Annotated in this window: 3 protein-coding genes; 2 read left to right on the top strand and 1 reads right to left on the bottom strand. The window is 60.6% G+C overall.

Features of this window, described 5'->3' with window-relative positions; translation table 11 throughout:
* Positions 1–2,449, top strand: a 2,449-nt coding sequence (locus tag LJE91_12970) for a mechanosensitive ion channel (GenBank protein ID MCG6869595.1), incomplete at its 5' end; no start/stop codon positions are given.
* 78 nt (positions 2,450–2,527) lie between these two features.
* Positions 2,528–3,160, top strand: a complete 633-nt coding sequence (locus LJE91_12965) for a MarC family protein (protein ID MCG6869594.1) — start codon at positions 2,528–2,530, stop codon at positions 3,158–3,160.
* Positions 3,161–3,166: 6 nt separating this feature from the next.
* On the opposite strand, the gene LJE91_12960 is transcribed toward LJE91_12965, so the two are convergent.
* Positions 3,167–4,340: OprD family porin (locus LJE91_12960; GenBank protein ID MCG6869593.1), on the bottom strand; the 1,174-nt coding region annotated here is incomplete at its 5' end.

The raw sequence follows: 4,340 nt of genomic DNA, 5'->3' as shown, positions 1-4,340 counted from the left end.
CACTCCACGCCTTGCACGCTGCACGCTATGGGTTTTCCTATGCCTGCTGGGACCGCTGATCCCAGCGCACGCTGCCGAGTCACTCGATCCGGATGTTCTGCCCCAAGCACAAGCCACGCTCGAACGGCTCGAACAACAGTTCACGAACGCCCAGAGCGCGACAGACGACGACCTGAAGGCGTTCAGGCGGGAAATCGCCTTTGTTCGTTCCAGTGCGCTGGAATGCATACGAGAAGCGGGACCGAAGATCGAGTTGCTGGACGACGAGCTCGCAATTCTCCAGCCCCAAACGCCCACAGCGCCACAGACGAAAGCCACTCCCAACACAAAACAGGCACAGCAACCGGAAGCACCGGTGACACCTGCCATCGCCCGCCAGCTGCAAGATCTGCAGAACCGGAAGGCGAGTCTGCAAGGACGAACCGACACCTGCAGACTGATGCTGCTGAGCAGCAACGATCTCGACTCGACTCTCGACGAATACCAACGCGGCCTGGAGGCTAGGCAACTATTCACTCGTGGACCGACCCTCGTCAGTGTATTGCGGACAAACCTGGACGAGCGGAAGCGCTGGCTGGACTTGGCCGACCAGCTGGCAAAGGCGGCCACGGATTGGAGCGCGAGCGACCCGATTCGTCTCGTGGGGATCGCCATCTTCGGTCTTCTGGGCCTCATCCTCGGTTTCATACTGCGCCGCATCGGCGGACTCGGATTGCGAAGGGGAATCACCACCGGGAAGGTCGGGGAAACAAAGGTCTCAGCAGGCCTTGTTCAGGCGCTCATGGCTTCGGCCGTGAGCTATGCGCCCGTCCTGCTTGCGCTGGGGGGCATCAGCGCTTACCTGACACTCGTCCTGCGCGGGAATGATGAACTGCGGATCGCAGTCACCATCAGCAGCAGCCTGCTGGCGTATTTTGCTCTCGCCGCCGTGGTGCGGGCTCTGCTCGCCCCCTGCTCTCCCGCGACTCCCTATCTGCCGGTACCGGCCAATGTCGCGTTACCGCTCGGCCGACGCGTTCGCGTTCTCATCCTGGTCGCGTTGTTCAGGTTGCTGATGCTGGAACTCCACGCGGACGGCTTGCTCAACGACAGTATGTACGCGATGGCCCGACAGATCGTCGGCTGGGTCTTTGTCCTGAACGCCATCTGGATTGTCTGGCTTCTGCGCAGGTTCGAAGGCTGGCGGGACAAGTGGACGCTGCTGGTGATCATCTGCCTGGCACTGTCCAGTGGCGCGCTCGCTGGCACGATCGGATACATCAATCTCGGCGCGCTGGTGATCGTTGGCATTGCCTATACCCTGTTGTTGCTGGGTATCACACTGGTGGTGAGCCAGTTCTTCACAGACCTGTTCGATGGCCTGGATGAGGGGCGCTATGGCTGGCAAATCGCAGTGCGTCGGAGCATCGGACTCGAGGACAAGGAGTACGTACCTGGCCTCGGCTGGCTGAGGCTCTTCGTCAACCTTTCGCTTTGGACCAGCGCCGCTCTATTGTTGCTGCGCATCTGGGACGCCGGCCAGCAGATCATCGACGATATCGAGCGATTCTTCACGGAGGGCATCCAGGTCGCCGGCCTGACCATCGTCCCCACGCAACTGCTCATGGCCCTCCTGGTTTTCTCCGTATCGCTGCCGTTGACTGGATGGCTCAAGGGCAGACTGAATACGAAATGGCTGGTCGAGACACGCATCGAACCCAGCGCACGCGAAGCGCTGGTCACGACCTTTGGTTACGTCGGCGTGGCCATTGCAGTCATCGTCGCACTGTCGATCGCCGGCATTCGATTCTCCAATCTCGCCATCGTCGCCGGCGCACTTTCAGTCGGCGTCGGTTTCGGCCTGCAGAACATCGTCAACAACTTCGTATCCGGCATCATCATGCTTGTCGAGCGGCCGGTGAGAAATGGCGACTGGATCGTCGTCGGAGAAACCGAAGGCTATGTTCGGCACATCAACATCCGCACGACGACCATAGAGACATTTGATCGGGCCGTAGTCATCGTGCCCAACTCCGACATGATATCCAGCCAGGTGACCAACTGGACCCTGGGCAATACCTTAGGGCGGCTCAAGTTGCCGGTATCGGTGGCTGCCGACAGTGACATCGCGACCGTCATCAAGACCCTGCTCGACGTGGGAAATGGTCACCCGGATAGCGTCCGGGTCGATGCCAACCAGGATCCCCAGATGGGTTACCCCTGCGCGCTCTTTGTGGATTTCGGCGATAGTTCACTCGATTTCGAGCTGCGCGTCATCATCCGCAATATCAACCAGCGTCGACGCGTGATCAGCGAATTGAATCGCGCCATGAACGATGCTTTGATAAAGCGGGGTATCGAGATTCCCTTCAACACACTCGATGTCAATATGCGCACGCCCCTGCAGATCGAAGGTGATTCGAAGGTGCCACCCGAAGCATCCGATGAGGAGCGGATATCCGAGCCTTAGTCTGCAATAATGAATGCGACACGACTCCCCTCCGTTTCCAATCACGGGGTGGCGACGGCAAGGCTGGGGATGATCGAAATGGACAAGTCTGAACTGATCAAGGCGTTCGGCGCCTTCTTCGCGATCATGAACCCGTTCGTGAACCTGCCGATCTTCCTGGCGCTCACCACCGGGTATTCGATTGCGCAGCAGCGAACCCTGGCCGTGAAGATCATCTTCTACTCGGCGATCATGTGCGCGATCATCCTGATCGCCGGAAAGGCGATCATTGGATTCTTCGGCATCACCGTCGATCAGTTCCGCGTTGCTGGAGGCATCGTCCTCGTGCATATCGCCTGGTCGATGCTGAACGGCGAAGGCGCTTCATCCCATCAGGGCTCGACGGACGAGCAGCAGCACCTATCGGAGCTGTCGGCGCTCGCCTTCTATCCCATCACCTTTCCGATGATCGTCGGGCCGGGGACCATCGCGACGCTCATCATCTATTGCGGCCATGCCCAAACCCTCACCGACCTGATCGAAATCGGCGGCGTCGTGGCGATCATTCTGGTGATGCTCTTCGTCGTCCTGTTCTTCTCCTCCTCGTTCGGAAAGGTCCTGAGCGAAACGATGCGGGTGATCATGACTCGACTGATGGGAATGATCCTGCTCGCCATCGCGGTCGAAATGGTCGTGGACGGGTTGAAGGTGGTCCTGCCCGGTCTGGCTTGATCGGGATCAGATCACCGGCAAGTCGTAACGCAGGATGACTCGAATCTGGGTGCCATCGTGTTCAGCGGATTGGTCGTTGTACCATGAGCCGCGCACCCGCAGCCAGAAGCTCTTGAGCCAGCCTTCCTCGTTCACGCGGTAGTCGATCGTGAGGTCGACCTCCTGTCGATCGCTGCGACCCCCATCGACCTTGCCCTCGAAGCCGGCCACGAAGTTCACGATGGCCGAGAGGCCGTCGACGCCGAGTCCCGCGAAGTCGTAGGAGAGACTCGCCAGGAGCGCCTTCTCCTCGGGCCGGTTGAAGGTTACCTGCATGAGATCGACGTAGCTCGGGTCCGATCCGTAGAAGTTCGTGGACTGGTTCGGGCCGGCAAAGGCCATGCCGAGTCGGAACACGGCTCCCGCGTGGCTCGTCGCCGCGCGGACTGCGAGGTTCCAGGTTTCCTCCACGGCGTCACCCGAGAGGTCGTCTCCAACGTCGAATTCGTACGTGAACTGCCCGTCGATCCGCCCGTCCCATCCGTCCGCCAGCGAGCGTCCAACACCCAGCTCGCCGTAGGCCCGGCCGCCAAGGTCGGGAACGGCGCCGGCGAATACCCCGGCATGAAACTCACTGTCCGGATCCCAGATCAGGCCGCCCCAGGCCAGACCGCGATCGTGCTCCGCCCCAGCGGCGTCCGAAAAGGAGACGAAGTCTTCCGAATTGCGTTCCTTGATGTTCCACGCGTAGCCCGTCGTGAGCTTGAGCTCTCCTCCGGTCTTTTGCAGGGTGACAGCCTCGAAGGTATTCGGGGTCATGCGACTGTCGTTTTGATTCACGAAGGGCAGATCGAGGTAGAGGCGGCCTCCGGTGAGCTCGATGTCCTGATAGCGGAGCTTGCCGTTCGCGATGCCGAGGACGCTGTAGCCATTCTGTACTGGCTCGAGCAGCTGTGTTCCGCCCTTGCTCTCCGGAGCGACGATCGGCTGCGAGGTGAAGCCCTCGACCTCTGCCTGGAACACATCGGCGAGCCAGCCCGAGCGGTAGTAGATCGACCCTCCCATGGCCCAGGCCTCGCTGAGCACGTCGGTCGTTCGGTCCGCGCGCAGGTAATAGGTCCGGAAGCGGGCTTCGAGCTGGGTATCGGCCAGGAAAGGAGGCAGCTCTTGCAGCGACTCGTGGAGCCAGGGGATGAGCGCC

Source organism: Gammaproteobacteria bacterium (genome assembly GCA_022340215.1).
Taxonomy (GTDB): domain Bacteria; phylum Pseudomonadota; class Gammaproteobacteria; order JAJDOJ01; family JAJDOJ01; genus JAJDOJ01.
This window is presented reverse-complemented; position numbering and strand designations above follow the sequence as displayed.